This is a genomic window from Flavobacterium suzhouense, from assembly GCF_042684765.1.
GTDB lineage: Bacteria > Bacteroidota > Bacteroidia > Flavobacteriales > Flavobacteriaceae > Flavobacterium > Flavobacterium suzhouense.
The window spans coordinates 257,693-284,311 of the sequence record NZ_JBHUMD010000005.1 but is presented as its reverse complement, the minus strand read 5'-3'; the positions used below and the strand labels follow the sequence as shown (position 1 = coordinate 284,311).

Genomic DNA, 26,619 nt, shown 5'->3' with positions numbered 1-26,619 from the left:
ATTTGAGGCTATCTGAATAAGATAGCCTCTTTTTTTATAAATTGACAATGATAAAGCGATTGCAAATTCTAAATGATAGGCTTCAAATTCTAAACGATCAGCTTACAAATAAATTTGAAATCATAAATTTGTCCATATATGTAGTGTATGAAAATTTTTAAATTTTTACTGCTTAATGCTTTCTTCTTTGTTTTTTCCTTTAAGGCGCTTTCCCAAAGTAAAGTGCTCGACAGCCTATTTATGGCTTTAGGTAAAACCAATACTCCAGTTGAAAAGACCTATGTTTTAAATGACATTGCTGCTGAATATTCAGACAGCGAACCTGAAAAAATGCTTGACTACGCTAAAAAAGCCCTTACCATAGCGCAAAATAATAATCTTAAAAAAGAGGAGGGGACCTCATGGGTTAACATTGGTAGTGCAAATATTTTGCTTAGTCGTTATGCTGAAGCTTTAAAAAGCTATACTAATGCACAAACCTTATTTGAGGGGCTTCTTAAAACAGTGCCGGAATCAGAGAAGAACAGTATAAAAGATAAGCTTGCGATTACGTATGGGAGTATAGGTATTGTTTGCTCTGATCAGAATAATTATTCCAAAGCACTTGAATATGATTTTAAGGCCTTAAAAATGCATGAAGAAACTGGTCAGGAAGAGTATATGTCTTTTACATTTAATAATTTAGGTATTATTTATCAGGAGCTAAAAGAATATGGAAAAGCACTGGAATATTATAATAAGGCACTTTGGATTCAGAAAAAAATGGGTGACAATGATTCTGCTGGTGTCACTACTGCCAATATAGGTAAAGTTTATCTTTTGCGTAATGAGCCTGAAAAAGCACTGCAGTTTTTTAATGAAGCTTCAAAACTCTTTGAAAATACCGATAACAAAAACGGTATGGCAGAACTGTATAATAATTATGGTGACTACTATCTTAAAGTAAGGAACTATAAACTTGCTGAAAATTATTACAGTAAAGCTTTTAATTTATTCGAATCTATAGATGGTCAGTTAGGGTCGGTTATCTCTTTGGGGCTTTTAGGGAACGTATACGCAATTGATGATAGAAATGCTGATGCTATACGTAGTTTGGAACAATCCTCTGCGTTGGCTAAAAAAATAGGAGTTTATGAGAATGTTGCCTTAGCCGAAAAAGGACTAAGTGAAATTTATGAGAAAGAGGGCAATGCTTCAGCTGCTCTTAAACACTATAAAAAATATACTGAGGCTAAAGGTAAAATTGATGATGCTGAGAATATCAAAAGCATGGTTCGTGAAGAGTTGAATTATGAATTTGAAAGGAAAGAGGCTCTTCAAAAGCTTGAAAATGAAAAACAGCAGTTGATGTTTGAAGAACAGGCCAAAAGGCATAAAATGCAAATGGTTTTTACGGCGTTGTTTATATTGCTGATTTTTGGAATAGTCTTTTTAGTCTATAATCGTTTACAGCTAAAAAAAACACTTACACTACAGCGCGATCTGGCTGAGTATGAACAAAAGGCACTCCATCTGCAAATGAATCCTCACTTTGTCTTTAATTGTTTAGGATCTATTTCAAGTTTTATTGTTCAGAATGGTAAAGAATCGGCAATAAAATATCTTTCGAAGTTTTCTAAATTGATGCGCCTGACGCTTGAATATTCAAAGGAGTCATTGATTCCGATAGATAGGGAAATTGAAAGCCTGCAAAATTATCTTGAGTTGGAACAACTTAGGTTTAATAGGATGTTTGATTTTTCAATTACGAAAGATTCTGCTATAGAAGACGATATGGCATTGCCGCCATTATTGCTTCAGCCTTTTGTTGAGAATGCCATAATACATGGCCTGGTGCCTAAAAAAGGTGGTTTTATTCAGGTTGATTTTAGCATTGATGGGGAAAAACTGGTTTGTGCTGTTACAGATAATGGGATAGGTATCAATAAATCGAAAGAACTCAAAGAAAATTTAGTAACAGTTCATAAATCCATGGCTCTGGAAATAACCCGTAAGCGCCTTGAAGTGATTCAGGCCGTAACATCAAAAAGTTCAAGTGTAGAAATAAGCGAACTTGTGGGAGAAGATGGTCAGGCTAACGGAACGAAAATTATCTTACATTTACCTATACAATTCTCATCTGATCAAAAATATGATTAATGCTTTATTAATAGACGACGATAATAACCTTAGGGAGGGTATGAAGGGGCTACTTGCTATGTATGCTCCTGATATTCGTATTGTAGGTGAGGCTGATAGTGTGAAATCCGGTATTGCCGCGATTGAGCAGCACCGTCCGGATGTTATATTTCTGGATATCCAGTTAGGTGATGGAACCGGATTTGACATCTTAGAACAGTTTCATCAAAAAGCAGGGAGCCTGACATCACACGTAGTGTTTATTACAGCTCATGAAGAATATGCTTTAAAGGCATTTCGTTTCAGTGCACTTGATTATTTGTTAAAACCGGTAGATCCTGATGATCTTAGTAAAGTAATAGATAAAATAAAAAAAGTACTTAATACGAATGACAACTATGCTCATATCGACTTACTTCTGGAAAACATCAGAAAAAAGGTAGATAAGTTTAAAAGGATAGCGCTTTCTACTTCAGATGGTATTCATCTTTTTGAAGTGAGTGATATCATTCGTCTGGAGTCTCAGGATAACTATACTAAATTTTATATAAAAGATAATAAACCTGTTCTGATTGCCAAAACACTTAAGGAATATGAAGATATGTTGTCGGAACATGGATTCGAAAGGATACATCAGTCGCACCTTATAAACCTGTCTTATTTAAAATCGTATATCAAGAAAGATGGCGGCTATGCAGTAATGGGTGACAATAGCCATCTGCCTATATCGCAACGAAAGAAAGAGCGTTTGCAGGAATTACTGAAATCACTTTAATGCGAATACTAAATCAGCTTTGGCGAATTCTAAATCAAAAGGCTGAAATAGCGTGAAAAAATTATATTTGGGGTCAAAACAAAAGCTAAACACTTTGCAATGAAAAAAATAATTCTCTATTTATTACTATTAGTTACTTGTCATGCAGGTGCTCAGGCAATTGTTGTGCCGGATGCTAATTTTATGGCTAAGCTTTTGGCTTCAGGCCCTTCAAATAATATTGCTAAAGACAGTAGTGGAGATTCAATTGCAATTGATGCCGACGAGAACGGTATTATTACTGTGGCAGAGGCGGAAGAAGTTAGAGAACTAAATGTTTCGGGTTCTAATATAAACTCTCTTACAGGGATAGAATATTTTATAGACCTGAGAGTGCTTGACTGCAGCAACAATGTAATTAATGGAAGTCTCTCCTTGACCTCTTTGGCAGATATTAGAGAAATAAACTGTTCAAATAATCAATTGACTACATTACTTATTAACGGGCTCGATCACCTGGAAATTCTTGATTGTAGTACAAATCAGTTGTCGACTCTTGATCTTACCGGTTTAGGTTATCTGGAGTCGTTAACGTGTAATGATAATAATCTTAGTACACTGGATGCAAGCAGCAACACTGAGCTTGTATACCTGTCATTTGCTAATAATGATCTTGTAACCCTTTTTATTAAAAACGGGGCAGATGAAGCTTTTGACGCTGCCAACTGGAGTACTAATCCAACGCTTGAATATATATGTGCTGATGAATTTCAGGTTGCAACCATTCAGGGTTATTCGTCACTTTCAGCAACAACCCAGGTGAATTCGTATTGTTCTTATGCTCCGGGAGGTATATATAACCGGATTACAGGCGTGGTGAAATTTGACGGGAATAATAATAATTATTGTTCTGACGGAGATGATTATCCGATACCTTCATTGCGATTAAAAATAACAGGAGGAAGTGAGAATTATGAGGATGAAGTATTTACCCAAAGCGATGGTAGCTTTATTTTTTACGTAGGACTTGGAGAGTACCATATAACTCCGGTTTTTGAAAATGACTACTTTACTTCTTCGGTTGTGGCAGGTGCGAATTTTACAGTAGTTGATGGTGCTGAAATGGTCAGAGATATATGTGTTCATAAAACTGCAGCAAATCATCCGGATGTTGAAGTGGTAATTGTTCCTCTTACAGACGCTCAGCCGGGTATGAATGCCATATACAAAATGGTATATAAAAACAAAGGAAACCAAACTTTAACTTCTGGAAGTGTTACCTGTTTGTGGGAGAGTGAACGATTTAGTTATGTTTATGCCGAGCCTTTAATTGATGTTATTGGTACTGATACCTACACGTGGAACTACACAGGCTTAAAGCCTTTTGAAAGCAGGGAAATAATCATGGAGCTTAATGTTAACAGCCCTTCTGATACACCACCGGTTAACGTAGGTGATGTGTTGGAGTTTGGAATGACAATCAATCCGGGAACGGACGATATGCCGGAAGATAATAGTTTTTACTATGATCAGCCTGTTGTAGAGAATTTAACCGCAAATACCATTACCTGCGTTGAAGGGAATGTTGTTTCTCCTGATGCTATTGGTGAATACCTGCATTATGTGGTAAATTTTGAGAATACAGGAACAGCCTTGCCGGATTTTGCAGTTATTGAGACGGATGTTGATACTAATGCTTTTGATGTAACCTCACTAAGGCTTGTTAATAGTTCCCAGACTACATCCGCAAGAATTGCTAATAACAGAGTAACATTTAGACTTGAAAACTTTTCAGTCTCATCAGATGGAAAAGGAAATTTAATATATAAAATCAAAAGTAGGAACGGACTTACGTCGGGGACTACAGTTACAAGTAATGCGAAGGTATTCTATGACTATAATGCACCGGTTCAGACTAATGATGCCAATACTACGTTTTCAGTACTAAGTACAGGTGATTTTGAAATGGATAATTCGGTTAAGCTATATCCGAATCCGTCAAAAGGAATTGTGAAAATTGAGGCTGATACAACAATCAAAACAATATATCTTTACGATATTCAGGGAAGACAACTGGAAGCGGACTTTAATAATGAAGATAATGCGGTACTTGATGTGTCAGGAAGGGCTGAAGGAATTTACTTTGTAAAAATAATTACAGAAAAAGGAATGAAAGTTGAAAAACTGATTAGGGAATAAGAATAATTAACTGTTATATAAAGGTCAATACTAATGTATTGGCCTTTTTTTATTGCCGTGCTGTAACATGGTAACAGAAAAACTTAAACTAAACTATAAACTAATTAATTACTTAAACCATGAAGAAAATTTTACTTTCGGCATGCATGCTGTTTGGTATGGCTGCCAGTGCACAGGTTGTGAATATTCCGGATCCTGTATTCAAAAATTGGCTCTTATCAGCGACTGCTGATAATGGTATCGTGCGGGATGCAAACGAAAATTCTTTTATTATTGATGCAAATGGTGATAATGAGATTCAGGTAAGCGAAGCCGAACAGGTGTGGACACTTAATCTTGGAGACGCAGGGATAAGTGATGCAACGGGTGTTGAGGCTTTTATCAATGTGAGAGTTTTTATATGTCACGGCAATCCGAACCTTACGGTTCTTGATATGACACCTTTGACTAATCTGGAACGTTTTTATTGTGATGATGGTACAGGACTTGAATCATTAACTTTTGAAGGTCTTTCAAATTTGAATTATGTATTTATTATGGGTACTGACCTTGATACAATAAATATGACCGGAGTGACGGGGTTAGAGACTTTTACTCTTCAGGATGTACCAGTTACTAATCTCGATTTTTCGGATGCAGCCAGCCTGATAAAGGTAGGTTTATACGGTACGAATCTTCAGGATGTTAGTTTTGAAAATTCGCCATTGCTTAATGAGGTAGGCCTGATAGGAAATGAGCTTTTGGAGTCGGTTAATGTTAAAAACGGAGATAACTTTTTTGAGTTTGAAATAGAGGATAACCCACAATTGAGTTTTATGTGCATAGATGAGGGTGAAGATGGGATATTACTGCCTTATTTTACATCACAAAACGTAACGCCTCCTGCAATGAGTATTGATTGTACATCAGTTGCAGGGAATGAAGAGTTTATGAAAGATAACTCAGTAAAAATATATCCAAATCCTTCTGCCGGCCTTGTGAAGGTTGAGACTGATAGTGTGGTTAGATCAATACGCTTGTTTGATATTCAGGGAAGACAACTTGAGGCTAAGTACACAGATGAAGCTAATGCTTCATTAGATCTTACAGGTAGGCAAAGTGGTATTTACTTTGTTAAGATAACTACCGATAAAGGCAGTAAAGTTGAAAAGCTGATTAAGGAATAGTCGCAAGACCTTAAATTTTACATATTTATCAAAAGTCAATGCTGCAAAGTATTGACTTTTGTTTTTTAATGGCATATTTAACGTTTTTAATAAGTAATTTTCTTTATAAATAAATTGTAATTTATTAAATTCGCAGGAATATATTTTTCAAAACAATAATTCACACTACAAATCATGTCAAATACTGCAATATTAGAGATTGATGGCAAGAAATATGAGTTTCCTGTAATCGTGGGAACTGAGAACGAGACTGCTATTGATATCGATAAACTACGCGGCTTAACAGGCGCTATAACTATAGATCCGGGTTATAAAAATTCAGGATCATGCAAAAGTGAAATTACTTTCTTAGATGGTGAGCAGGGAATACTTCGTTACAGAGGTTATTCTATTGAAGACCTTGCAGAGAAGTCTCACTTCCTTGAGGTTTCTTACCTTCTTATCTTTGGTGAGCTTCCAACAGCTGCTCAGCTTGAAAAATTTGAAAATGATATTAGAAAATATACTCTTGTAAATGAAGAGATGAAAAACATCATTGATGGTTTTCCTAAAACTGCCCACCCAATGGGAGTTCTTGCTTCATTAACAAGTGCACTTACAGCATTTAACCCTAAATCGGTTAATGTTGCCAGCGAAAAAGAAATGTATGAGGCTATATGCAAAACAATGGGTAAATTCCTTGTTATTGCTACATGGACTTACAGAAAAGCAATGGGTTATCCTCTAAACTATTATGATAATACTATTGGATATGTAGATAACTTCATGAAACTGATGTTCTCTCTTCCAACAGGTCCTTACTCTGTAAACCCAACAGTTGTGAATGCGCTTGATAAATTATTCATCCTTCACGCTGACCACGAACAAAACTGTTCTACATCTACAGTAAGAATGGTAGGTTCATCTCATGCAGGCCTATTCGCTTCTATCTCTGCAGGTGTATCTGCACTATGGGGGCCGCTTCACGGTGGTGCTAACCAAGCAGTACTTGAAATGCTTGAAGAAATTCAGGCTAACGGTGGCGATGCTGACAAATACCTTGCTAAAGCAAAAGATAAAGATGATCCGTTCCGTTTAATGGGCTTTGGTCACAGAGTTTACAAAAACTTTGACCCAAGAGCTAAGATCATCAAAAAAGCTGCTGACGAGGTTCTTGCTGCTCTTGGTGTTGACGATCCGGTACTTCAAATCGCTAAAAGACTTGAAGAAGCTGCGCTTCAGGATGAGTACTTCAAATCAAGAAACCTATATCCTAACGTAGATTTCTATTCTGGAATCATCTACAGGGCTATGGGTATACCTACAGAAATGTTTACGGTTCTTTTTGCTATTGGCCGTCTTCCGGGATGGATAGCTCAATGGAAAGAAATGCGCGTAAACAAAGAACCTATCGGTCGTCCGCGTCAGGTATATACTGGTTCTCCGCTTAGGGATTTTGTTCCGGTTGAAAAAAGATAATACATCTTATTTATAAAAAAAGCTGCTCATTGAGCAGCTTTTTTTATAGGAGCATGTAGAGATTCTTTAATTTATGGATAAATAAATTATCAATATTAATAGAAAAGTTTACAATGAGCAGTTCATTTTCTATATTTGCGCAAAACCAAATATGCCATGTTGCAACTCAACGTTAAAAACGAAACCTCGCGGCTTCGCGCCGTAATATTAGGGACGGCTACGAGCAATGGGCCTACTCCGCTGGAGCATGAGGCCTATGACCCAAAATCATTAGAACATATAAAAGCAGGAACTTATCCTGTAGAACCGGATATGGTAAAGGAAATGGATGCCCTTGCCAAAGTTTTTGATAAATATGATGTAAAAGTTTATCGTCCGGAAATTATTAAAGATTATAACCAGATATTCAGCAGGGATATTGGTTTTGTGATTGAAGATATTTTTATTAAAGCAAATATTCTTCCGGATCGTGAGCGTGAACTTGACGCTATTCAATATGTGATTGATCAGATTGATCCTAAAAAGGTGGTGCGTCCGCCGGATGAAGTACATATTGAAGGCGGCGATGTAATGCCCTGGAATGATCATATTTTTATCGGTACCTACAAAGGGAGCGATTACAAAGATTTTATAACAGCCCGTACCAATATGCAGGGTGTTAATTATATTAAAGAGCTTTTCCCAAACAAGATTGTAAAAGAGTTTGACCTTGTTAAGTCGAGGATAGAACCACGCGACAATGCCTTGCATCTTGATTGCTGTTTTCAGCCGGTAGGTGAAGATAAAGGTGTGATTTATAAAAGTGGATTTAGAGAAGAGGCAGATTATTTGTATCTTGTAGACTTGTTTGGTATGGATAACCTGTTTCATATAGACAGGGAAGAAATGTATAACATGACATCTAATTTTTTCTCTATTGATAAGGATGTTGTTGTTGTAGAGAGAAACTTTACAAGATTAAAAAACTGGCTTTTGGAAAGAGGCTTTACCGTTGAAGAAGTACCTTATGCTGAAATTGCCAAACAGGAAGGTTTGCTGAGGTGTTCTACTTTACCCCTTATAAGGGATTAATTTTAATACAATGAGACAGATTACCGATACTATATTAATGATACGCCCGGTGGCATTCAGGATGAATGAGCAAACGGCTGTAAATAATTATTACCAAAAAGTTGTAGATAAGCTTTTGCCTGAAACGGTTAATGCTAAAGCGCAACAGGAATTTGATGCTTTTGCCGAAAAGCTGAAAGCTGCAGGTGTAAATGTTATTGTGGTAAACGATACTACAGATACAGATACACCGGATTCTATTTTTCCAAACAACTGGGTGTCGTTCCATGAGAATGGGGATGTGGCATTATACCCTATGTTTGCAGAGAACCGTCGTAGTGAGCGCCGTGAAGATATTCTTGACATGCTAGAAGACCAGGGTTTTGTTATTGAGAATATTGTAGATTATACTTCGGCAGAAGATGATGACATCTTTCTTGAAGGTACGGGCAGCATTGTTCTTGACAGGGCTAACCACAAAGCGTATTGCGCTTTATCTCCACGTGCTGATGAAGAACTGTTGATAGAGTATTGTGAAGATTTTGAATATACTCCGATAATTTTTGAAGCATATCAGACGGTTAACGGTGATCGTAAGCTTATTTATCATACGAATGTAATGATGTGTATTGGCGAAACATTTGCCGTTATATGTGCTGATTGCATCGATGATAAAAAAGAGCGCAAGATGGTTCTTGAAAACCTGAAAGAAGATGGTAAAGAAGTTATTTTGCTTACGGAAGAGCAACTTAATAACTTTGCAGGAAATATGCTTCAGGTTAAAGGGGCTGACGGAAAAAGTTATCTGGTAATGAGTGAAGCTGCTAAGCAGGTTCTTACCAAAGACCAGATTACCAAAATTGAGAAACATACAGAAATACTTAGTGCCAACCTTGATACCATTGAGGCTTGCGGAGGCGGAAGCGCTCGCTGCATGATGGCTGAAGTATTCCTTCTTAAACAATAATATGCTTTCAAAAAAAACTAAATATGGGCTAAAAGCGCTGATCTACATTGCTAAGCAAGGTGGAACAGCGCCTGTGCTCATATCTGATATTTCTGAAAAAGAACAGATTCCTAAAAAATTCCTTGAGGCCATTTTGCTGGATCTTAAGAAATTTGGTATTCTTGGTTCTAAGAAAGGAAAGGGTGGGGGATACTACCTTATGAAAGATCCTAAAACTGTTTCTGCGGCTACGCTTATCCGTGTTCTGGATGGTCCTATTGCTATGTTGCCATGTGTTAGCCTTAACTATTATGAAAAATGTGATGATTGTCCTCATGAGGATAAATGTTCTCTCCACAGCTTTATGGCAGACGTGCGTGATTCTACTCTTAATATATTGCAACAGAAATCGTTACATGATTTAACATTATTGTAGCGCTTTTTTTTACCTTATTACTCTATAATATCTATAGAGTAATGGTATATTTGAAAAAATATAATTTCAGGAGAAACTATGATTGATATACTAAGTGGTAAAAAGAATTTTTCACTAAAGGACAGTCCTAAGATATCTGCTATTAAAGCAGTTACATGGCGTATAGTGGGAACAATAGATACTATGATCATTTCATATATATTAACCGGTAACGCTAAAGTTGCAGTTTCCATAGGTGGTTTTGAAGTGTTTTCTAAATGCCTCCTATATTTTTTGCATGAAAGAGCCTGGGCCAGAATAACACGTAAAGATGGAGAAGGAAAGATTACAGTATCTGAATAATGAACTTATTGGATTGACGTTGGCTGAAGCTTTGGCTTTAGTTGTTAGTACAGTAAAAGGCAAAAAAGTGTTCTCTACCTCCTTTGGGATTGAAGACCAGCTGCTGACGCATTACATGGCTCCATTGGCAAAGGATGTTGAAGTATTTACCCTTGATACGGGCAGGCAGTTTAACGAGACTTATGAGGTGTTTCAGCGGACGCAGGATAAATATCCACAGCTTACCATAAATACTTTTATTCCGGAGCAGGGAGATATTGCCGCTTATGTGAATCAGCACGGTATAAACGGCTTTTATGATAGTGTTGATAACCGTAAAGAATGCTGCCGTATCCGTAAGGTAAAGCCATTGCAAAAAGCAATAAAAGGAGCCTCATTATGGATAACAGGGCTTCGTGCTGAACAATCGCAAAACAGGGAGGATATGCAGTTCCTGGAATGGGATGATGCTAACGGTTTGGTTAAGTACAATCCATTGTTACACTATTCATTAAAAGACGTAGAAGCTGAGGTAGAGGCTAACAATATACCTGTTAGCAGCCTGTATAAAAAAGGTTTTCTGAGTATAGGCTGCGCACCTTGTACCCGTGCACTTCTTGAGGGTGAAGATTTCAGGGCAGGCCGCTGGTGGTGGGAAAATGGAAAAAAAGAATGTGGATTACACATACACTCTGATAAAAATTATTGATAAATGACTCATTATATACAATCACATTTGAAGACGCTCGAGGACGAGAGCATTTATATAATTCGTGAGGTAGCGGCACAGTTTCAAAAACCGGTGTTACTCTTCTCTGGGGGGAAAGATTCTATAACGCTGGCAAGGCTTGCACAAAAAGCTTTTTATCCGGCTAAGATACCTTTTCCGTTCCTGCACATCGATACAGGGCATAATTTTCCTGAAACTATAGAATTTAGGGATCAGTTGGTTAAAGAATTGGGGGTCGAACTTATTGTTCGCTACGTTCAGGATAGTATCGATCAGAAAAAAGTACAGGAAGAAACAGGAAAACACGCCAGCCGTAATGCGCTTCAAACCGTTACCCTACTGGATGCGATTGAAGAATTCGGTTTTGATGCCTGTATGGGAGGTGCACGTCGTGATGAGGAAAAATCGAGGGCAAAGGAACGTATATTCTCCGTTCGTGATGATTTTGGGCAATGGGATGCTAAAAAACAGCGACCTGAATTATTTAATATCCTGAATGGAAAAATTCATTTTGGTGAGAATGTAAGGGCATTTCCTATAAGTAACTGGACAGAAGAAGATGTTTGGAGTTATATAGCTCAGGAGGGTATTGGATTACCTTCTATTTATTTTGCACATCAGCGTAAGTTGGTTAAAAGGGATGGTGCTTATCTGGCGCATTCGGAATATCTGAACCTTGTAGATAGCGACGAAATTGTTGATACCGTTGTACGTTTCCGTACAGTAGGAGATATGACCTGTACTGCAGCTTTTTTATCTGAAGCATCAACGATTCCCGATATTATGTATGAAAACAAAGCCTCTAAGTCTTCTGAAAGAGGTGCACGAATAGATGATAAACGATCTGAAGCGGCACTGGAGCAAAGAAAGAAAGGAGGGTATTTTTAATTATGGATTTATTACGAATTAATACTGCCGGTAGTGTAGACGATGGTAAGAGTACACTTATTGGTCGCTTTTTGAATGACAGCAATGCGCTTACCAAAGAACAGATTGAACTTATAGAAAGAAAGACCAAAGAGAAAGGACTGGAAGATCTTGATTTTTCGGTTATAACTGATGGGCTTATTGCCGAGCGTGAGCAGGGGATTACTATTGATGTGGCGCATATTTATTTTTCTTCAACAGAACGAAAATTTATAATTGCCGATAGTCCCGGGCATATTGAATATACGCGTAACATGGTTACAGGGGCGTCGAATTCAGAAGTATCTATTATTCTTATTGATGCGCGCAAAGGTTTGCTGGAGCAAACGTACAGGCATTATTTTATCAGTTGTCTGTTACGCCTTGAAAATGTAATCTTCTGTATCAATAAAATGGATCTGGCAGATTATAGCGAAGATGTATTTCTTTCTATAGCCTCAGACATTAATAAGATGGCGGCCCAGTTTGAATATAAGCCTGTAATTCATATACTGCCGATAAGTTCGCTTAAGGGAGATAATGTGGTGGAAACTTCAAAATATACCGGTTGGTATAACGGGAAGACCTTGTCTGAAGTACTTCATGAAATTATACCGAACGGTATAAAAACAGATGATTTCAGGTTGGATGTGCAACAGGTGTTGCATGTTCAGAATACTGAATTTACCGATTACAGGGCGTATGCAGGAAGAATAATAAGCGGAGGGATTGCAGTGGGTGATTCCGTTACTGTATTACCTTCAGGGCAAAAAAGCGAAGTAACTGAGATAAGGAAATTTACAGATACGCTTAGTCAGGCCAACGCAGGTGAATCAATTCAATTGCGTTTGAAGGATGAGGTGGATATCAGTCGTGGTTCGATGCTGGTGAAATCGACAGATGAAAAGCTACTCCATAAAGATATTGCTGCTACTTTAGTATGGATGGATGAAAAGCATGCTACAGCTTCCGGTAAGTATTTGCTTCAGGCGGGAACGCGTACAGTGGCCTGTAAATTACAGCAAATTGAAGGTGTAATACCTCCGGAGAATCCTTCTTCGGTTGCTGAAGCCAGTAATTTAAAGCTGAATGATATTGCTAAAGTACAGTTAAGAACAGCAAATCCGGTTTTTCTGGATTCCTTTAGCCAAAACAGGTTGAATGGTAGTTTTATATTAATAGATACACAGTCAAATAATACAGTTGCTGTAGGATTTGCTGATTAAGAATAAAAGTGTCAGGTTAGAGTTTGTTTGTTATTTTGTTTAGAAAGCTGTATTCGATAAAGAATACAGCTTTTTCTTTTTTAATTAAAAGGTATTGTCTTAAGGATGTTTACTACCGAGCTGCTAATGTACTGCACGCCAATAGCAATAACTATAAAGCCTATTATCCTTGAAATCGCTACAATGCCCGATGCTCCCAGTATTCTCGAAAGGTAATGGGCGCTACGCAGCATCAGAAAGATAACCAGTGCTACAGCAGCCATGGCAAGACATGCAATGATTTTTTGTTCGATTGCTGTGTAATCCTGATACAAGGCGATTAGTAATGATATGGACCCAGGGCCTGCCAACATTGGTATAGCAAGAGGAGTCAGTGCAATGTCATTTCTTTTTTGTGCATCGTTCTCTACTTTTTTATTTACACCACGCGTCTTTTTGAATTTACCGGTTAAAAGGGAGAATCCTGAATTTACGATGATAAAGCCTCCGGCAATTCTAAGGGCGTCAATGCTAATGCCAAAAAATGCAAGTACGTACTGGCCTATGAAAAATGAAATAAGAAGGATAATGAAAACATTTACAGCAGTCCAGAATGAAATGCGGGAGCGTTCGGCCAGACTATCGTCCTGGGTGAGTCCAACAAAGATTGGTATCGCGCCAAGCGGGTTGATCACTGAAAAAAGAGCTGCAAAAATGTAAATGAATAATTCCATAGAGTTTGTTGATTTTAAGGCAAAGGTATAGTTTTATGGTATGGGCTGCTTTTCTAAATCGTTAATTTGAGCATCTTCATAATAACAAATCGAAAGTTGTGGCTGTAGGGCAAACATAAGGGTTTCGTAGCCTTCTTTTACCTGTGTTTCTAAAGATACGAGGTAACAGTTGTTTATAATGCCAAGGTAGGTAAGCAATGGTGAATAAAGTGTTATTCCTATCTTGTGTTTAGAGGAGTCATTAATATCGGTATTGATAATGTCGAGCTTGTAATTTACAAAAGGAAAAAAGGTAGAGCCAAGCACGTCTGTCATACGATAGAAATTCTCTTTAAGCTGTGCGATATAGTTTTGAGCTGCCATTCCGGTTAGGAAATGTAATTTTTCAGCTTTTGGGTTTTCAGCGAGTAATTCCCTGAAAGTAGCAACAGGCTTCTCTTTATCGCTATAAAGCTGTTGTTGCATGAGGTATTCGCGATATGTATCTTCAAATATATATCTTTCCCATGCTGAAGTTGATGAGTTGTCGATAATTACGCGATAGGCAAGGCGAATCTTTGGGTATGGCATAATGAATGTTTGTAAAAGCAAAAGAGAGAAATTGCTTTCTCTCTTTCAAATATAAAAAAATAAACTACTAAAAAGGTAGGCACTACCTACTGAACTTTAATTTCTTGCTACTTCAAATCTGCCATTCGAATTGTAGATGCTAACTATGTATATTTAATATCCTGATCACCCTTACAGCAACCCATTTTTAAGTCGAAATTTAAGTTGCTACAAATCCGTTTAAAGGAGCTTCAATAAGAAGTAAAATGGCATTCTCTGAGAGTGCTTCCATTTCAATTTCTTTAGTATCCCATAAGGCAAGTCCATCGCGTTCTTCCATAAGGCAGCCTTGAATCTCAAAAGCGCCACTGATTACAAATGCAAAAATACCGTTAGCCTTATTACATGGATTATATGTTGTTTCAGCACGTCCCGTGAATATGCCCATGTGAGCCGAAAGGCCGTTTTGGTAACTTTCAAAAAGCTTATGTAGTGCGTTTTTTATATTAAGGTCAGCATTGGTAATTAGAAAGTCCTGGGGTAATAGTATTTCTGATTGTATAGCTGAAGAAAAAGTTATGTAAAGATAATTTATCAGGCTGTCTTCATAGGGGTTTCTAATGTTTATCGCCGTGTTTTCGTATTTATGGTATATAAATGCTTCACCCGGAACGACAATTTCCGATTTGTTGGTTTCAAAATTACATTCGGTGGCTCCAACCAAGGGCAGTATCATTAAAGTTGTGCCAGCCGACAAGTTACGTGTAACAGTTTTATTAGCGGCCAGCGTTTCGTCATTTAATGCTGTAAGTGTTCCGAAAGGATGTCTGGCATCATGACTGAATCCGTTAAAATTAAATGTAGCGTGCAGCCTGTGTGTTTCGTCTTCGGCATGACCCCGTGTATGGGCTTTAAATATCTGTGATGGTTTTTGCTGTATCATAAGGTGTTGGATTTGTACAGCCAAATGTATTGATTATTAGGATGAGGTGTTTTCTGTTTGAGGTTAACGGTACTTATGTTGAGGTAAAACGTTAGGGTAACGATAAAAAGCAATGATAACTATTACTATTTGAGTAATTTTGATGTAAAAGTTATGAATATGAATAAGAAAACACTTGTAATGGGGGCTTCGACTGATCCGGGACGATATGCTTATAAAGCTATAAAGATGCTGCAGCGTTACAGTCATCCGGTTGTGGCTATCGGTAAAAAAGAGGATAATCTTGACGGTACCAAAATAGAAAAGGATCACGTGGCATTTGAGGATGTAGATACGGTTACGCTATATCTAAATCCCATGAATCAAAAACAGTATTATGATTATATCATTGCGTTGAAACCGGAACGCGTCATCTTTAACCCCGGAACAGAAAATCCGGAACTGTACGCGCTGCTGCGTGAAAACGGAATTGATATTGAAGTTGCCTGTACTTTGGTAATGCTTTCTACAAATCAGTACTAAGTTGTTTTTTGCTGATGCTTAGTAATAAAAGTAACGTTATAAGCCCGTTTATGATGATCAGTTCGTTGTCAAAAACATAATCGCCGAAGAATAAAGACGAATTCATGCTTATGAATAATGTAAGCAAAGGAGAAGCGATACAGATAAAAGGTACAAGTTTATCTTTTACGCTACGGTTTTTCATAAATAACCCAAAACTGTAAAGACCAAGCAAAGGTCCGTAGGTATAAGATGCTATCCTGAATATCATGCTCACTACTGAGGCATCATTAATGGTGTTGAAGATTATGATTACTAAAAACATCAGTACAGAAAAGGAGATGTGAACAAAATGCCTTGTTCTCACTGCGTTTGTTTTTCCGGCGTTCTGTTCCTTATCCATACCAAGAAAATCGACGCAGAATGAAGTGGTAAGGGCAGTTAGTGCCGAATCGGTAGTAGCGAAAGTTGCGGCTGTTAATCCTAAAAGAAATACTACTGATGGTATAAGCGTAAGATGATTGAATGCAATTTCAGGGAAAAGTAAATCAGTTCTTGGTTTTCCATCTACCATTGGCACATCAATACCATTGTTGTTAGCATAGATGTAAAGTAATGCACCTACTCCCAGGAAGAACAGATTGATGATCACAAAGATTCCTGTAAAGGTGAACATGTTCTTTTGAGCTTCTCCAATATTCTTGCAGCTAAGGTTTTTTTGCATCAGATCCTGATCCAGACCTACCATAGCAATGGTAACGAATATTCCGCCGAGTATCTGTTTTACAAAATGAAATTTGCTGGTGATGAAATCTTCAAAGAAAAATATTTTTGAATAGTTACTTTGCTTTACAGTTTCAAAGGCTTCAGGCAGGCTTAGGCTAAGACTGTCGCAAATGAAGTATATGGTGAAAAATACTGACGAAACCAGGAATAATGTTTGCAACGAATCGGTAATGATGATTGTTTTAAGTCCGCCTTTATAGGTGTAGGCAAATATCAATAGTAATGATATAAGTACCGTCATCCAGAATGGAACTCCAAGACTATCGAATACATAGCGCTGTAAAACGATAACGACAAGATAAAGCCTGAAAGCCGAGCCAATGGTACGGCTGATAAGGAATATCATGGCCGATGTTTTGTAGCTGTAGTAACCCAGCCTTTTTTCGATGTATCCGTATATAGAGGTAAGATTCAGCCTGTAATAAAGGGGAAGCAACACTTTAGCTACAATAAGGAAGCCTATGGCATTACCAAGTATGAATTGGAAATATTTGAATTGTTCGCCACCGGGAGCTCCAACTTCACCGGGAACTGAAATAAAAGTTACTCCGGAAAGCGCAGTGCCTATCATGCCAAAAGCTACCAGATACCACTTCGAATTTTTATTGGCTTTAAAAAAAGTATCGTTGCTACTGTCTTTTTTGCTTACTAGTCTGGAAATAAGAATCAGGATTCCAAAATAAACAATAATTATAGAGAGTATGGTTAATGGCTGCATAGTACAATGTTTGTTTTACAAAACAACTAAAAATATTTCAATAAAATACAACGGTCGAAATTTGATTGGCTATAAATGCACTTTGGCAGCTGTTTAGTACCTTTGTACACTATGGAAATGTCTTCTAAATTACTTGAAAGGGCGGTTGCTGAGATTTCTCAGTTACCGGGCATTGGTAAGCGCACGGCACTCAGACTGGCGTTACATCTTTTAAAACAACCTGCCGAACAAACACAACTGCTTACATCGGCATTGCAAAAAATGCGTGATGAAATTCAGTTTTGCCGCCAATGCCACAATATAAGCGATGTTGAGGTGTGCGAGATTTGTGCGAATACTTCGCGTGACAGGTCGGTGATTTGTGTTGTAGAGGATATTCGTGATGTCATGGCAATTGAAAACACAAACCTTTTTAAAGGTATTTATCATGTATTGGGGGGGAAAATATCACCTATAGATGGCATAGGGCCAAGCCAGCTGAACATTGTCACATTAGTTGAAAAAGTAAAAACAGGCAACGTAAAAGAACTGATATTTGCCCTTAGTTCGACCATGGAGGGAGATACAACTAACTTTTATATTTATAAGCAAATAAAAGAGTATGGTATAGTGACTTCGGCTATTGCGAGGGGTATTGCCGTGGGTGATGAGCTGGAGTTTGCAGATGAGGTTACCCTAGGGCGAAGCATACTGCATCGTGTGCCGTTTGAAAATTCTTTAAAAAGTAGTTAGGAAATTCAGGTTTTGTACTGTAATATACCCATTCATAAGTATAGCAATAAACAAATATAGTAGCTATATTTGCAGCTGCTTTGATAGCAACCAAACACCAACCAATTTAATGCAGAATAATTTACAGGAAAAAATCCTGATTACCGGGGGGGCAGGATTTATCGGATCCAATCTTTGTGATCATTTTATAGCTAAAGGCTATAAGGTGGTTTGCCTGGATAATTTTGCAACCGGTTTCAGGAAAAATATTCAGCATCATCTTACAAATTCTTCATTTACACTTATAGAAGGAGATATAAGAAATATGGACGATTGTCGAAGGGCTGTCGAAGGGGTTTCTTATGTTTTGCATCAGGCAGCATTAGGTTCGGTGCCACGTTCCATAAAAGATCCGATAACAACCAATGATGTGAATGTTGGTGGTTTTTTAAATATGCTTACTGCCAGCCGAGATGCCGGAGTTAAGCGGTTTGTGTATGCTGCAAGTTCATCTACGTATGGCGATTCTGAATCGCTTCCTAAAGTGGAAGACAAGATTGGAAAGCCACTTTCTCCTTATGCCATTACGAAATATGTAAACGAGCTCTATGCTGATGTTTTTAGTAGAACATATGGTATGGAAACGATTGGTTTGCGTTATTTTAATGTTTTCGGAAGAAGGCAGGATCCTGCCGGTGCCTATGCTGCAGTTATTCCAAAATTTGTATTACAGTTTATGAATCATGAGAGTCCTGTAATAAACGGAGATGGTAATTATTCCCGCGATTTTACTTATATTGACAATGTCGTTCAGATGAACGAGCTGGCAATGCTCTCTCAAAATAAAGAGGCTCTTAATACAGTATATAATACTGCTTTTGGAGACAGGACTACTTTAAAGGAACTTGTGGGGTATTTAAAAGAGTTTTTATCAGAATACGATAATGCTATAAAGAGCGTTGAGGTAATTCACGGTCCGCAAAGGGCGGGTGATATACCGCATTCGCTGGCCAGTATTGATAAAGCCAAACAACTGTTGAATTATAATCCTGAATTTTCAATCAGGCAGGGATTAAAGGAAGCGGTTGCGTGGTACTGGGAAAATTTAAAAAATGCCTGATAAGAAAGAATGAAAATAACTATTATAGGATTAGGCTATGTAGGGTTGCCATTAGCTGTAGCTATGGCAAAGAAACATGCTGTTGTGGGGTTTGATGTTAACCTGGACAGGATTGCAGCGCTTAATAAATATCAGGATATTACATTGGAGGTTAGTGCCGATGCGCTTAAAGAAGTAGTTAAGGGTAACAACTCTAACAGCGAAGGGCTATTCTGTACATCAGAACTTGAGGATCTCAAAGATTCTGAATATTATATTGTTACGGTTCCTACGCCTGTAGATAAAAATAATAAACCTGACCTTACGGCTCTTTACAAGGCAAGTGAGACCGTTGGAAAAGTGTTGAAGAAAGGCGATATAGTTATCTATGAGTCTACTGTATATCCGGGTGCTACAGAGGAAGAATGTATTCCTGTGCTGGAGCGTTTTAGTGGCTTGAAGTTTAATGAAGATTTCTTTGCAGGTTATTCTCCTGAAAGGATTAATCCGGGAGATAAGGAACATACTGTAGAGAAGATATTGAAAGTAACTTCGGGTTCTACTCCCGAGGCAGCTCAAAAAGTTGATGCGCTTTATAAATCGGTAATTACTGCGGGTACGCATTTAGCTCCATCAATAAAAGTGGCTGAGGCGGCTAAGGTGATTGAGAATGCGCAACGCGATATTAATATAGCTTTTGTAAATGAACTTTCTAAGATATTTAACTGTCTGAATATAGATACGTATGCTGTTTTAGAGGCTGCTTCTACCAAATGGAATTTCCTGCCGTTTAAGCCGGGGCTTGTTGGTGGACATTGTATAGGTGTTGATCCGTACTATCTGGCACAAAAAGCACAGCAGGTTGGGTATCATCCCGAAATAATACTTGCAGGAAGAAGGCTCAATGATAGTATGGGGCAATATGTGGCTTCGCAACTGGTAAAGCTGATGATTAAAAAAGGGATAGAAGTTAATGGTGCGAATGTGCTTATGCTGGGGATTACTTTTAAAGAAAACTGTCCTGATGTTCGTAATACAAAAATAGTAGACGTAGTACATGCACTTAGTGATTATGGTATTAAAGTAACCACTTTTGACCCATGGGCAGCAAAGGAAGAAGTGTTGCATGAATATGGGCTGGAAACGGTTAATGTACTGCCTTCTGGTAAATATGAGGGAGTTATATTAGGGGTTGCTCACAAAGAATTTGAATCACTGGATTTTGACTCATTAAAACAACCTAAAAGCATTCTTTATGATGTTAAGGGAGTTTTAGGAGATATCGCTGATGGTGGCTTATAGTTGGGTTTTTAACTTTGAGTTAACATAAAATAAGAGATTCTTTCATTTATAGAGTGAAAAAGATTGTAAGTTTGCGGATTATAATATAAAATTGATTTGAGGTTATCTGAGTCTGAATATGAAGGGGTTAGGTAAATGTATGAAACTTGTAGTAAATGAGTACAATTAAAAATATATGCTGTATAGGGGCAGGTTATGTGGGTGGGCCAACTATGGCTGTAATTGCACATAAATGTCCTGATATTAAAGTTACGATAGTTGATTTAAATGCAGAAAGAATTGCTGCCTGGAATGATGAGGATGTTAATAATATTCCCATTTATGAACCGGGTCTTGCAGAAATAGTAGCTTCGGCGCGTGGAAGAAATCTTTTTTTCTCGACAGATATTGATAAGGCTATTGATGAAGCTGAAATGATATTTATTTCAGTTAATACCCCAACTAAAACCTATGGTGTTGGAAAGGGTATGGCTGCCGATCTTAAATATATTGAGCTTTGTGCCAGGCAAATTGCGGCAGTAGCTAAAAATAATAAGATAGTTGTAGAAAAATCTACCCTGCCTGTAAGGACAGCTGAAGCTTTAAAAAATATCCTTGATAATACAGGGAACGGGGTTAAATTTCAGATATTATCAAATCCTGAATTCCTTGCAGAAGGTACGGCTGTACAAGATCTTCTTTCTCCGGACAGGGTACTGATAGGCGGTGGAACTGATGCTGAAGGTCAGGTAGCAATAAAAGCGCTTGTTGATGTTTATGCAAACTGGATTCCGTCGGAGAGGATACTTACCACAAATGTATGGTCTTCTGAACTTTCTAAGCTAACAGCGAATGCATTTCTGGCTCAAAGGGTTTCGTCTATTAACGCTATGTCAGAGTTATGTGAAAAAACAGGTGCAGATGTTGAAGAAGTAGCCCGTGCTATAGGTATGGACAGCAGGATAGGTTCTAAATTCCTGAAAGCTTCTGTAGGTTTTGGAGGTTCTTGTTTTCAAAAGGATATCCTAAACCTTGTTTATATAGCAAAATCGTATGGTCTAAGTGAGGTTGCTGATTACTGGGAACAGGTAATTATTATGAATGACCATCAAAAGAAGCGTTTTGCTTCAAATATTGTCAGGACGCTTTATAATACTGTTTCGGGTAAAAAAATTGCTTTCCTGGGGTGGGCTTTTAAGAAAGATACGAATGATACAAGAGAATCAGCTGCAATATATGTAGCTGACGATTTGCTTTTTGAGCAGGCTAACATTGCAGTATATGACCCTAAAGTGAAAAGCGAAACCGTATATAGGGATCTTGACTATCTTGGAACAAGGGGTTCGGCTGAAAACAAAGAAAATGTTAGTGTTTTTAATGATCCCTATGGGGCTTGTAAAGATGCGCATGCTATTGCTGTATTGACAGAGTGGGATGAGTTTAAGTCGTATGACTGGCAAAAGATTTATGATAACATGAAAAAGCCTGCTTTTATTTTTGACGGCAGGAAAATCCTGGATGGAAGTAAATTGCAGCAGATAGGATTTATATTCAGTGAAATAGGAAAGTAAAAAGATTTTTAAGAATTATGGCAAAAATTGTTCATGTAATACTTTCTGGAGGAGTTGGCAGCAGGTTATGGCCGTTGTCAAGAAAAAGCAAACCTAAACAATATTTGGAACTTTTTGACGGGATGTCTCTTTTTGAGATGGCTTTAAAAAGAAATACTAATATAGCCAGTAGGGTTATTGTTGTAGGTAATAAGGACAATTGTCATTTGAGCAAATCGGTTCTGGACGATTCGAAGGTTGATTATATCGACATAGTAGAAGCTATTCCAAGAAATACAGCAGCAGCAATTGCATTTGCTGCTTTTGCTTCAGATAAGGAAGATGTATTGATTATAACACCTTCAGATCATATAATACAAAATCAGGGAGAATATCAAAACGCTATAAATCAAGCGATAGAGAAAGCTCGTGAAAATTATTTGGTTACATTTGGTATAAAACCCCTAAAGCCGGAAACGGGGTATGGCTATATAGAGTTTAACAACGATGAGGTTTTGTCATTTAGGGAGAAACCAAATCATGTAACGGCACAAGAGTTCTTAGATCGGGGCAATTTTTTATGGAATAGCGGAATGTTTTGTTTTAAAGCCGGCGTTTTTTTAAAAGAGTTACGATTATTTGAACCAAAAATATATGAAACTGCTTTAAAAGCTTGGGAAAATAATAATGAAGGGATACTTGATGAAACATTGTCAAGGGATATACCTTCTATTAGTATAGACTATGCTGTTATGGAACGAAGTAAAAAGATAAAGGTTGTTTCATCCGGTTTTGAATGGTCAGATCTTGGTTCTTTTGAATCGGTATATGATTATTTAGCAAGTCAGGGATATCCTATTGATGAGTCGGGTAATATGGTTATTGGTACACCAAATTATACTTCGTTCATAGGTTTAAGAAATACAATATTTATAGCAACTCCTGATGCTAATTTGATTTTACAAAAAGAGCATTCTCAGGAGGTAAAGAATGTATACGGGTATTTAGAAAAACATCTGCCTGAATTACTAAACTAAACAATATAGTAAAACTTATAACTATAATTATAAATGAAAAAGATACTTATAACGGGAGGTGCTGGTTTTATCGGTTCGCATGTGGTGAGGAGATTTGTAAATAATTATGCAGATACTCAGATTTATAATCTTGATGCGCTTACTTATGCCGGTAACCTTGAAAATATAAAAGACATCGAAAACAAACCTAATTATACTTTTATTAAAGGCGATATTACTGATGCAGCTTTTATTGATGGTATTTTTGAAGAGTATAAGTTTGAAGGTGTTTTGCATCTTGCTGCAGAATCGCATGTTGATAGGTCTATTAAAGATCCGTTAGCTTTTGTGAAGACCAATGTTATAGGAACCATGAATTTATTGAATTCAGCAAAAAAAATCTGGTCAGGAAAATATGAAGGAAAAAGATTCTACCATATCAGTACCGATGAAGTTTATGGAACATTAGGAGCCGAAGGATTATTCACTGAAGAAACACCTTATGATCCAAATTCGCCATATTCGGCATCTAAAGCTGCTTCAGATCATTTTGTAAGAGCTTATGGCGAAACTTATGGGCTTCCTTATGTTTTGACTAATTGCTCAAATAATTATGGGCCTTACCATTTTCCTGAAAAACTAATACCACTCTTTATTAATAACATCATCAATAATAAACCGCTTCCGGTATATGGCGATGGTAAATATACCCGTGACTGGCTTTTTGTAGAAGACCATGCAGTTGCGATTGATTTGGTTTTTCATAAGGGTAAAAATCATGATACCTATAATATAGGAGGGTTTAATGAGTGGCAAAACATAGATCTTGTCAAGCTGCTTTGCTCTATAATGGATAAAAAACTTGGTAGGGCAGAAGGTACCTCGGAACAACTTATTACTTATGTAAAAGACCGACCGGGTCATGATCTTCGTTATGCTATCGATGCTACGAAGATTAATAAAGAACTGGGTTGGAAGCCATCTGTAACATTTGAAGAAGGGCTTGAAAGAACCATCGACTGGTTTTTAAACAATCAGGAGTGGCTTGATAATGTTACAACCGGCGAATATCAAAAATATTATAACAACCAATACAGCGAATCGAAATAATGGAAATCGAAAAGACCCAATTAGAAGGATGTGTTATTCTTAAACCAAGAATTTTTGGTGATGACAGAGGCCATTTTTTTGAAAGTTTTAATGAATCTACCTTTAACAACCTGACAGGTACTCAAACAAAATTTGTTCAGGATAATCAATCATTTTCTACTTATGGAGTTCTTAGAGGACTTCATGCGCAGAGTGGTGAGCATGCTCAGGCAAAGCTTGTAAGAGTGCTTCAGGGTGAAGTGCTGGATGTAGCGGTGGATGCACGTCCGGATTCGCCAACTTTTGGGCAACATGTTGCAGTTAGATTAAGTGCTGAAAATAATTTACAGTTATTTATTCCAAGAGGGTTTCTTCACGGATTTGTAGTATTATCCGAAACAGCGGTTTTTGCCTATAAATGTGATAATTATTACAATAAGGAATCAGAAAAGGGAGTGATTTATAATTCTCCTGAACTTAATATAGACTGGATTGTTGATACTGAAAGAGTGAGTCTTTCGGAGAAAGATTTGATATTGCCAACATTTACAGAAGCTTACAAAAAATAAAATGATGAATATTTTAGTAACCGGAGGTAACGGACAGTTAGGGAGTTCTATAAATTCAATTGAGGATAAGTTTGGCAATGATAATAAGTATATTTATCTTACTGCTGAAGAGCTTGATGTAACAAATATTGATAGTATAGATAGTGCTATAGCGGCTCACAAACCCTCATATATCATAAATTGCGCGGCGTATACAGCTGTTGATAAGGCAGAGTCTGAAAATGATCTTGCTTTTGCAATTAATGCCACAGCGGCCGGAAATCTTGCAGTTGCTTGTAAATCTAATGGTATAAGGCTAATTCATATATCTACCGATTTTGTTTTTGGAGACACGGATCCACTGCCATTAACAGAAGAAATGGAAACTATTCCAACAGGTGTATATGGTGACACAAAGCTTAAAGGAGAGAAAATGATAAGCCAGAGTATGGATGATTATTTTATCATACGTACAAGTTGGTTATATTCTGAATTTCAGCATAATTTTCTTAAGACGATGATACGTCTTGGTAATGAGCGTGGAGAGCTGTCTGTAGTTTATGACCAAGTGGGCACTCCTACCTATGCAGTTGATCTTGCTGAGTTTATCATGCATATCATCAACACAGATTCATCTGCTTACGGTATTTATCATTACAGCAACGAAGGAGTAGCATCATGGTACGATTTTGCTTATGAAATATTTAAGCAGAATAACATCCAAATTAACCTAAAAGCCATAACGTCGGATAAATTTCCAACACCGGCAAGGCGTCCAAATTACTCTGTTATGAGTAAGGATAAGGTGAAGCAGACTTTTGGTATAACAATTAATCACTGGACTCAAAGCTTATCGAATTGTATTAAAAAACTTAACTAATGAAGGGAATTATACTTGCCGGAGGGTCTGGGACAAGACTATATCCATTAACAAAATCGATCTCTAAACAAATGATGGCTATCTATGATAAGCCAATGATATATTATCCTCTTTCAGTACTTATGCTGGCTGGGATAAATGAGATTCTGATTATTTCTACACCTCATGACCTCCCTAATTTCAGGAGTCTCCTTGGAAATGGCGATGATTTGGGTATAAAATTAGAATATGCTGAGCAGCCTAGCCCGGATGGTCTGGCACAGGCATTTATAATTGGTGAAGAATTTATTGGGAATGATGATGCATGTTTAATTCTTGGTGATAATATTTTCTATGGGCATGGACTTACCGATCTTTTAAAAACTGCGGTAAAGAATGTTAAGGAAGAAGGTAAAGCTACTGTTTTTGGATATTATGTAAACGACCCGGAGCGTTATGGTGTTGCTGAATTCGATGGTTCTGGCAATGTTATTTCGATTGAAGAGAAACCTAAAGAGCCCAAAAGCAATTATGCAGTAGTGGGATTGTATTTTTATCCTAATTCTGTGATTGAGATAGCAAAACAAATAAAGCCTAGCGACAGAGGGGAACTTGAAATTACAACTGTTAACCAGGAATATTTGAATTTGAAAGCTTTAAAAGTTGAACTTATGGGTCGTGGCTATGCCTGGTTAGATACAGGGACACATGAGTCACTGCTGGAAGCATCTAACTATATTCAGACCATAGAGAAAAGACAAGGTTTAAAAGTGGCTTGTCTTGAAGAGATTGCTTTTGATATGGGGTATATATCTAGAGAAAAGCTTATTGAATTGGCTATGCCTCTGAAAAAAAATGAGTATGGACAGTATTTATTGAGACTTGCTGCTAAACATTAATTTTTTAGTTTAAAGACTGGAAGTTTTTTTAGAGTAGTTTGTTAGAT

The 26,619-nt window shown here is 37.3% G+C and carries 26 protein-coding genes; 22 read left to right on the top strand and 4 right to left on the bottom strand.

Annotated features, from left to right (window positions below; genetic code table 11):
* Positions 1-147 precede the first annotated feature (147 nt).
* The 12 genes from ACFSR3_RS04245 to ACFSR3_RS04190 all read left to right on the top strand — a co-directional run bounded on the left by ACFSR3_RS04245 (position 148) and on the right by ACFSR3_RS04190 (position 13,310).
* Complete coding sequence (locus ACFSR3_RS04245; RefSeq protein ID WP_379819876.1) at positions 148-2,139, top strand: tetratricopeptide repeat-containing sensor histidine kinase; 1,992 nt, start codon at positions 148-150, stop codon at positions 2,137-2,139.
* Complete coding sequence (locus tag ACFSR3_RS04240; RefSeq protein WP_379819875.1) at positions 2,132-2,893, top strand: LytR/AlgR family response regulator transcription factor; 762 nt, start codon at positions 2,132-2,134, stop codon at positions 2,891-2,893. The genes ACFSR3_RS04245 and ACFSR3_RS04240 overlap by 8 nt, the downstream gene beginning before the upstream one ends.
* A 99-nt stretch (positions 2,894-2,992) precedes the next feature.
* On the top strand, positions 2,993-5,071 hold the full coding sequence (locus ACFSR3_RS04235; RefSeq protein ID WP_379819874.1) for a T9SS type A sorting domain-containing protein: 2,079 nt from the start codon (positions 2,993-2,995) through the stop codon (positions 5,069-5,071).
* A gap of 119 nt (positions 5,072-5,190) precedes the next feature.
* The gene (locus ACFSR3_RS04230) at positions 5,191-6,237 is read left to right on the top strand and encodes a T9SS type A sorting domain-containing protein (protein ID WP_379819873.1); all 1,047 of its coding nucleotides are present in this window, start codon (positions 5,191-5,193) and stop codon (positions 6,235-6,237) included.
* A 174-nt stretch (positions 6,238-6,411) separates the two neighbouring features.
* On the top strand, positions 6,412-7,695 hold the full coding sequence (locus ACFSR3_RS04225; RefSeq protein WP_379819872.1) for a citrate synthase: 1,284 nt from the start codon (positions 6,412-6,414) through the stop codon (positions 7,693-7,695).
* A gap of 156 nt (positions 7,696-7,851) precedes the next feature.
* On the top strand, positions 7,852-8,766 hold the full coding sequence (locus tag ACFSR3_RS04220) for a dimethylarginine dimethylaminohydrolase family protein (RefSeq protein ID WP_379819871.1): 915 nt from the start codon (positions 7,852-7,854) through the stop codon (positions 8,764-8,766).
* 10 nt (positions 8,767-8,776) lie between these two features.
* Positions 8,777-9,712 carry a citrulline utilization hydrolase CtlX gene (gene ctlX, locus ACFSR3_RS04215; RefSeq protein ID WP_379819870.1) on the top strand — a complete coding sequence of 312 codons (936 nt, stop codon included), beginning with the start codon at positions 8,777-8,779 and terminating at the stop codon, positions 9,710-9,712.
* A gap of 1 nt (position 9,713) precedes the next feature.
* A complete protein-coding gene (locus ACFSR3_RS04210) occupies positions 9,714-10,127 on the top strand; it encodes an RrF2 family transcriptional regulator (protein ID WP_379819869.1) in 414 nt (137 codons plus the stop codon).
* Between the two features lie 78 nt (positions 10,128-10,205).
* A complete protein-coding gene (locus ACFSR3_RS04205) occupies positions 10,206-10,469 on the top strand; it encodes a DUF2061 domain-containing protein (RefSeq protein WP_114757434.1) in 264 nt (87 codons plus the stop codon).
* Positions 10,438-11,157, top strand: coding sequence for a phosphoadenylyl-sulfate reductase (locus ACFSR3_RS04200; RefSeq protein WP_379819868.1), 720 nt, complete (start codon positions 10,438-10,440; stop codon positions 11,155-11,157). The genes ACFSR3_RS04205 and ACFSR3_RS04200 overlap by 32 nt, the downstream gene beginning before the upstream one ends.
* Before the next feature lie 15 nt (positions 11,158-11,172).
* The gene (cysD, locus tag ACFSR3_RS04195) at positions 11,173-12,066 is read left to right on the top strand and encodes a sulfate adenylyltransferase subunit CysD (RefSeq protein ID WP_379819956.1); all 894 of its coding nucleotides are present in this window, start codon (positions 11,173-11,175) and stop codon (positions 12,064-12,066) included.
* 2 nt (positions 12,067-12,068) lie between these two features.
* On the top strand, positions 12,069-13,310 hold the full coding sequence (locus ACFSR3_RS04190; protein WP_379819867.1) for a sulfate adenylyltransferase subunit 1: 1,242 nt from the start codon (positions 12,069-12,071) through the stop codon (positions 13,308-13,310).
* A gap of 80 nt (positions 13,311-13,390) precedes the next feature.
* On the opposite strand, the gene ACFSR3_RS04185 is transcribed toward ACFSR3_RS04190, so the two are convergent.
* The 3 genes from ACFSR3_RS04185 to ACFSR3_RS04175 form a co-directional block, all read right to left on the bottom strand.
* Positions 13,391-14,023 carry a MarC family NAAT transporter gene (locus tag ACFSR3_RS04185; protein ID WP_114757431.1) on the bottom strand — a complete coding sequence of 211 codons (633 nt, stop codon included), beginning with the start codon at positions 14,021-14,023 and terminating at the stop codon, positions 13,391-13,393.
* A 33-nt stretch (positions 14,024-14,056) separates the two neighbouring features.
* Positions 14,057-14,593: a hypothetical protein gene (locus ACFSR3_RS04180; protein WP_379819866.1), complete on the bottom strand. Its 537-nt coding sequence runs from the start codon at positions 14,591-14,593 to the stop codon at positions 14,057-14,059.
* A 199-nt stretch (positions 14,594-14,792) separates the two neighbouring features.
* The gene (locus ACFSR3_RS04175; protein WP_379819865.1) at positions 14,793-15,515 is read right to left on the bottom strand and encodes a pirin family protein; all 723 of its coding nucleotides are present in this window, start codon (positions 15,513-15,515) and stop codon (positions 14,793-14,795) included.
* A 159-nt stretch (positions 15,516-15,674) separates the two neighbouring features.
* On the opposite strand from ACFSR3_RS04175, the gene ACFSR3_RS04170 reads away from it, so the two are divergent.
* Positions 15,675-16,037: a CoA-binding protein gene (locus ACFSR3_RS04170; RefSeq protein WP_379819864.1), complete on the top strand. Its 363-nt coding sequence runs from the start codon at positions 15,675-15,677 to the stop codon at positions 16,035-16,037.
* Here ACFSR3_RS04170 and ACFSR3_RS04165 read toward each other — a convergent pair.
* Positions 16,021-17,520, bottom strand: coding sequence for a sodium:solute symporter (locus ACFSR3_RS04165; protein ID WP_379819863.1), 1,500 nt, complete (start codon positions 17,518-17,520; stop codon positions 16,021-16,023). The two genes, ACFSR3_RS04170 and ACFSR3_RS04165, sit on opposite strands and share 17 nt — an antisense overlap.
* Positions 17,521-17,631: 111 nt before the next feature.
* Here ACFSR3_RS04165 and recR point away from each other — a divergent pair, with 111 nt between their 5' ends.
* From recR to rfbA, 9 genes are all read left to right on the top strand, one after another.
* Positions 17,632-18,252, top strand: coding sequence for a recombination mediator RecR (gene recR / locus ACFSR3_RS04160; RefSeq protein WP_379819862.1), 621 nt, complete (start codon positions 17,632-17,634; stop codon positions 18,250-18,252).
* A gap of 109 nt (positions 18,253-18,361) precedes the next feature.
* On the top strand, positions 18,362-19,351 hold the full coding sequence (locus tag ACFSR3_RS04155; protein WP_379819861.1) for an SDR family oxidoreductase: 990 nt from the start codon (positions 18,362-18,364) through the stop codon (positions 19,349-19,351).
* Positions 19,352-19,360: 9 nt separating this feature from the next.
* A complete protein-coding gene (locus tag ACFSR3_RS04150; RefSeq protein ID WP_379819860.1) occupies positions 19,361-20,632 on the top strand; it encodes a nucleotide sugar dehydrogenase in 1,272 nt (423 codons plus the stop codon).
* 155 nt (positions 20,633-20,787) lie between these two features.
* Positions 20,788-22,182 carry a UDP-glucose 6-dehydrogenase gene (locus ACFSR3_RS04145; RefSeq protein ID WP_379819859.1) on the top strand — a complete coding sequence of 465 codons (1,395 nt, stop codon included), beginning with the start codon at positions 20,788-20,790 and terminating at the stop codon, positions 22,180-22,182.
* 17 nt (positions 22,183-22,199) lie between these two features.
* Positions 22,200-23,198 (top strand): mannose-1-phosphate guanylyltransferase, encoded by a 999-nt coding sequence (locus tag ACFSR3_RS04140; RefSeq protein ID WP_379819857.1) that lies wholly within the window; start codon positions 22,200-22,202, stop codon positions 23,196-23,198.
* Positions 23,199-23,231: 33 nt separating this feature from the next.
* Positions 23,232-24,287, top strand: coding sequence for a dTDP-glucose 4,6-dehydratase (gene rfbB / locus ACFSR3_RS04135; protein WP_379819856.1), 1,056 nt, complete (start codon positions 23,232-23,234; stop codon positions 24,285-24,287).
* Positions 24,287-24,835, top strand: coding sequence for a dTDP-4-dehydrorhamnose 3,5-epimerase (gene rfbC / locus ACFSR3_RS04130; RefSeq protein WP_379819855.1), 549 nt, complete (start codon positions 24,287-24,289; stop codon positions 24,833-24,835). The genes rfbB and rfbC overlap by 1 nt, the downstream gene beginning before the upstream one ends.
* A gap of 1 nt (position 24,836) precedes the next feature.
* A complete protein-coding gene (gene rfbD / locus ACFSR3_RS04125; RefSeq protein ID WP_379819853.1) occupies positions 24,837-25,694 on the top strand; it encodes a dTDP-4-dehydrorhamnose reductase in 858 nt (285 codons plus the stop codon).
* Positions 25,694-26,572: a glucose-1-phosphate thymidylyltransferase RfbA gene (rfbA, locus tag ACFSR3_RS04120; RefSeq protein ID WP_379819852.1), complete on the top strand. Its 879-nt coding sequence runs from the start codon at positions 25,694-25,696 to the stop codon at positions 26,570-26,572. The genes rfbD and rfbA overlap by 1 nt, the downstream gene beginning before the upstream one ends.
* Positions 26,573-26,619: the final 47 nt, after the last annotated feature.

What these genes read in the sequence shown, in the direction of transcription:
- ACFSR3_RS04245 (WP_379819876.1), top strand. Translation starts at nt 148, where the DNA reads ATGAAAATTTTTAAATTTTTACTGCTTAATGCTTTCTTCTTTGTTTTT.
- ACFSR3_RS04240 (WP_379819875.1), top strand. Translation starts at nt 2,132, where the DNA reads ATGATTAATGCTTTATTAATAGACGACGATAATAACCTTAGGGAGGGT.
- ACFSR3_RS04235 (WP_379819874.1), top strand. Translation starts at nt 2,993, where the DNA reads ATGAAAAAAATAATTCTCTATTTATTACTATTAGTTACTTGTCATGCA.
- ACFSR3_RS04230 (WP_379819873.1), top strand. Translation starts at nt 5,191, where the DNA reads ATGAAGAAAATTTTACTTTCGGCATGCATGCTGTTTGGTATGGCTGCC.
- ACFSR3_RS04225 (WP_379819872.1), top strand. Translation starts at nt 6,412, where the DNA reads ATGTCAAATACTGCAATATTAGAGATTGATGGCAAGAAATATGAGTTT.
- ACFSR3_RS04220 (WP_379819871.1), top strand. Translation starts at nt 7,852, where the DNA reads ATGTTGCAACTCAACGTTAAAAACGAAACCTCGCGGCTTCGCGCCGTA.
- ctlX (WP_379819870.1), top strand. Translation starts at nt 8,777, where the DNA reads ATGAGACAGATTACCGATACTATATTAATGATACGCCCGGTGGCATTC.
- ACFSR3_RS04210 (WP_379819869.1), top strand. Translation starts at nt 9,714, where the DNA reads ATGCTTTCAAAAAAAACTAAATATGGGCTAAAAGCGCTGATCTACATT.
- ACFSR3_RS04205 (WP_114757434.1), top strand. Translation starts at nt 10,206, where the DNA reads ATGATTGATATACTAAGTGGTAAAAAGAATTTTTCACTAAAGGACAGT.
- ACFSR3_RS04200 (WP_379819868.1), top strand. Translation starts at nt 10,438, where the DNA reads ATGGAGAAGGAAAGATTACAGTATCTGAATAATGAACTTATTGGATTG.
- ACFSR3_RS04190 (WP_379819867.1), top strand. Translation starts at nt 12,069, where the DNA reads ATGGATTTATTACGAATTAATACTGCCGGTAGTGTAGACGATGGTAAG.
- ACFSR3_RS04185 (WP_114757431.1), bottom strand. Translation starts at nt 14,023, where the DNA reads ATGGAATTATTCATTTACATTTTTGCAGCTCTTTTTTCAGTGATCAAC.
- ACFSR3_RS04180 (WP_379819866.1), bottom strand. Translation starts at nt 14,593, where the DNA reads ATGCCATACCCAAAGATTCGCCTTGCCTATCGCGTAATTATCGACAAC.
- ACFSR3_RS04175 (WP_379819865.1), bottom strand. Translation starts at nt 15,515, where the DNA reads ATGATACAGCAAAAACCATCACAGATATTTAAAGCCCATACACGGGGT.
- ACFSR3_RS04170 (WP_379819864.1), top strand. Translation starts at nt 15,675, where the DNA reads ATGAATAAGAAAACACTTGTAATGGGGGCTTCGACTGATCCGGGACGA.
- ACFSR3_RS04165 (WP_379819863.1), bottom strand. Translation starts at nt 17,520, where the DNA reads ATGCAGCCATTAACCATACTCTCTATAATTATTGTTTATTTTGGAATC.
- recR (WP_379819862.1), top strand. Translation starts at nt 17,632, where the DNA reads ATGGAAATGTCTTCTAAATTACTTGAAAGGGCGGTTGCTGAGATTTCT.
- ACFSR3_RS04155 (WP_379819861.1), top strand. Translation starts at nt 18,362, where the DNA reads ATGCAGAATAATTTACAGGAAAAAATCCTGATTACCGGGGGGGCAGGA.
- ACFSR3_RS04150 (WP_379819860.1), top strand. Translation starts at nt 19,361, where the DNA reads ATGAAAATAACTATTATAGGATTAGGCTATGTAGGGTTGCCATTAGCT.
- ACFSR3_RS04145 (WP_379819859.1), top strand. Translation starts at nt 20,788, where the DNA reads ATGAGTACAATTAAAAATATATGCTGTATAGGGGCAGGTTATGTGGGT.
- ACFSR3_RS04140 (WP_379819857.1), top strand. Translation starts at nt 22,200, where the DNA reads ATGGCAAAAATTGTTCATGTAATACTTTCTGGAGGAGTTGGCAGCAGG.
- rfbB (WP_379819856.1), top strand. Translation starts at nt 23,232, where the DNA reads ATGAAAAAGATACTTATAACGGGAGGTGCTGGTTTTATCGGTTCGCAT.
- rfbC (WP_379819855.1), top strand. Translation starts at nt 24,287, where the DNA reads ATGGAAATCGAAAAGACCCAATTAGAAGGATGTGTTATTCTTAAACCA.
- rfbD (WP_379819853.1), top strand. Translation starts at nt 24,837, where the DNA reads ATGATGAATATTTTAGTAACCGGAGGTAACGGACAGTTAGGGAGTTCT.
- rfbA (WP_379819852.1), top strand. Translation starts at nt 25,694, where the DNA reads ATGAAGGGAATTATACTTGCCGGAGGGTCTGGGACAAGACTATATCCA.